The following is a 2,850-nucleotide window of genomic DNA, read 5'->3' as shown; positions in this document are numbered from 1 at the left end:
GTGCAGCCGGATCGCCGCCGCCACCTGCTGGTGAAAGTACCGGTGCCGCGCCGCCAGCATGCCAAAAGCCTGGCGGTTGCCATGGAGTGCTTGCCCAGGGCCCGCCAGCAGCGCCGGGCTGCCCACCGCGATCAAGGTGGTCACGAGCAGCCGCTGCACGTTCAGCCCAGGCCCGAAGGGCGGCTGGCCATAGCGGATCGACAGGTCCACACCCTCGGCATGAAAGCGCGACACGCGCTCCGTCGCGAGCACGCGCAGCTCGATGCCGGGGTGCCGCTCGGCAAAGCGCGGCAGGCGCGGCAGCAGCCATTTGGCGGCCAGGGTCGGTGCCACGCTGATGGTGACCTGCCGCTCGCCGGGGCGCAGCTGGCGCGTGGCGTCGGCAATCTCCTCCAGCGCGCGACGCACGCGCAGCGCATAGGCGCTGCCGGCCTCGGTGGGCGCCAGCCCGCGCGCATGCCGCTCGAACAGCCGGATGCCAAGCTCTGCCTCCAGCGCACGCACCTGCTGCGCCACGGCGCCCTGCGTCACATCCAGTTCCTCGGCCGCGAGCCGGAAGTTCAGGTGCCGCGCGGCGGACTCGAAGACGCGCAGCGCCTTGAGGGACGGCAGGTCATGCAGGGGCGTGTGGTGGCTGGCGTTCATGTGATGGCAGTATTTTTTCTACTGAGTGAATGCAGCACAGCAGGCTCGCTGAGCCGGGATGCCGATGCTAACCTGACTGCCAGGATCTGCCATGTATGTGATGCTGCCATGCGGCACGCAGAGAAGCCCGGAAGCCAATGGCAGTAGAAAAAATAGCTGTTTCTGGTCCGCAGCTTCTGGCTGGTCCTGCAGGGTGCCTTCATCGGGCAACAAGTGAATCAATCCATCCAAGAAGGTGTCCAGTCCATGCACGCACTCGTCTTCCACCAGTTCGGCGATGCCGATGTTCTTTACCATGAAGCCGTCCCCGACCCTGCCCCCGGCCCAGAGCAGGCGCTGGTGCGCATGCAGGCGGTGGGGTTGAACTTTGCGGACATCTACCGCCGCAAGGGCAACTACCACCTGGCCGGCTCGCCACCCTGGATCCTGGGCTACGAGGGTGCCGGTGAGGTGGTCAGCGCCCCATCGGGCAGCGGCCTGCAGCCGGGCCAGCGCGTGGGCTTTGCCGACAGCCCGTTTGCCAACGCCGAGCTGTGCGCGGTGGACGTGGATCGGCTGATCCCATTGCCCGACGCCATCTCTTTCGAAACGGCCGCGGCCAGCCTGCTGCAAGGCCTCACGGCGCAGTACCTGTGCCGCGACAGCTATGCGGTGCGCGCGGGGGGCTGGGCCGTGGTGCATGCCGCAGCGGGCGGCGTGGGGCTGCTGCTCACGCAGATGCTGCGCCGCCTGGGCGCGCGGGTCATCGCCATCGCATCGACCGAGGCCAAACGCCAGGCGGTGCGCGAAGTGCTGGGTACAGATCCCAGCGTGGTGGCGGTGATCCCTACCGAGGGCTGGCTTCAGGCCGTGCAGGCGCTCACCGGCGGGCGCGGGGCCGATGTGGTCTACGACTCGATAGGCACCACCCTGACCGACAGCATGGCGGCCACGCGCACCGGCGGCACCGTGGTCTTCTACGGCATGGCAGCGGGCGACCCGGCGCCGGTGGACCCGCGCCGTCTCATGGACCGCTCACTGGCGCTGGTGGGCGGTGACCTGTGGAACGTACTCACCAGCGCGCAGGAGCGCCGGGCGCGTGCGGCGCAGCTGTTCGAATGGATTCTGGCGGGCGACGTGCAGTTGCGCATAGCGCACACTTTCGACTTGCGCGACGGTGCACAGGCGCACCGCGCGCTGGAGGGCCGCCAGGCCATCGGCAAGGTGCTGATGCGGGTGGAGTGACCTGGCGCCAAAGCCGCCGCAGCCGTCAGGCGACCACCGCCTCCTGCGCCGCCGCCTTGCCCTGCACCTGCCTTTTCGCCGTCATCGCCGTCCCCATCGATGCCGACATGATCAGGCCGATGGCCAGCCACTGGTTGAAGCTCAGCACCTCGCCCAGCAGCACCAGGGCCAGCAGTGCGGCCACGGCGGGCTCCATGCTGATCATGATGCCGAAGGCCTCCTTGGGCAGGCGCTTCAAGGCCATCATCTCCAGCGAGATGGGGATGGCGCTGGACACGGCCGCCACGCCCACGCCCACCAGTAGCACATAAGGCGACAGCAGCGCGGTGCCGGCATGCACCACGCCCACGGGCACCACCACCACGGCGGCGGCCACCAGACCCAGCGAGACGGAATGGCCCGCATGCAGATGCCCCACGCGCTTGCCGAACACGATGTACAACGCCCAGAAGGTGGCGGCCGCCAGCGCGTAGGCCACGCCGGTGGGGTCCAGCGTGCTGCCGTTCATGCCGCCCAGGGGCAGCAGCACGCCCAGGCCCACCACGGCCAGCGCCACCCAGACGAAATCGATGGCGCGGCGCGAGGACAGCACGGCCATGAGCAGCGGGCCCGAGAACTCGATGGCCACCGCCAGCCCGAAGGGCAGCGTGCGCAGCGACATGTAGAACGTGAGGTTGGTGGCGCCCAGCATGGCGCCGTAGAGCATCACGGCGCGCAGGTCGGTGCGCGACAGCTGCCAGCGCCATGGCCGCCACAGCAGCAACAGCAGCAGCGCCGAGAAGCCCACACGCACGGCCGTGGTGCCCTGCGCGCCCACCAGCGGAAACAGATAGTGCTTGGCCCAGGAGGTGCCGATGCCCAGCGCCGTGACGGCGCCGAGCACGGCCAGGTAGGTAACAAAACGCTGATAAAGGTGCAACATGGAAGACATGGTTGAAAATATAGTGCGATAGCGCCTGGACTTTCGCTCGAATTTTGGGC

The 2,850-nt window shown here is 68.4% G+C and carries 3 protein-coding genes; 1 reads left to right on the top strand and 2 read right to left on the bottom strand.

All coding sequences use genetic code 11. The features are described 5' to 3' along the window. The coding region (locus tag ACK59X_RS32655) for a LysR family transcriptional regulator (protein WP_409963318.1) at nt 1-645 on the bottom strand (645 nt) is incomplete at its 3' end. A gap of 246 nt (nt 646-891) precedes the next feature. Here ACK59X_RS32655 and ACK59X_RS32650 point away from each other — a divergent pair. After that, on the top strand, nt 892-1,869 hold the full coding sequence (locus tag ACK59X_RS32650; protein WP_409963316.1) for a quinone oxidoreductase family protein: 978 nt from the start codon (nt 892-894) through the stop codon (nt 1,867-1,869). Nucleotides 1,870-1,894: 25 nt separating this feature from the next. On the opposite strand, the gene ACK59X_RS32645 is transcribed toward ACK59X_RS32650, so the two are convergent. After that, on the bottom strand, nt 1,895-2,800 hold the full coding sequence (locus tag ACK59X_RS32645; RefSeq protein ID WP_409963314.1) for an EamA family transporter: 906 nt from the start codon (nt 2,798-2,800) through the stop codon (nt 1,895-1,897). Nucleotides 2,801-2,850: the final 50 nt, after the last annotated feature.

The sequence above is a fragment of the Acidovorax sp. genome (assembly GCF_046339755.1).
Lineage (GTDB): Bacteria > Pseudomonadota > Gammaproteobacteria > Burkholderiales > Burkholderiaceae_C > Acidovorax.
This window is presented reverse-complemented; position numbering and strand designations above follow the sequence as displayed.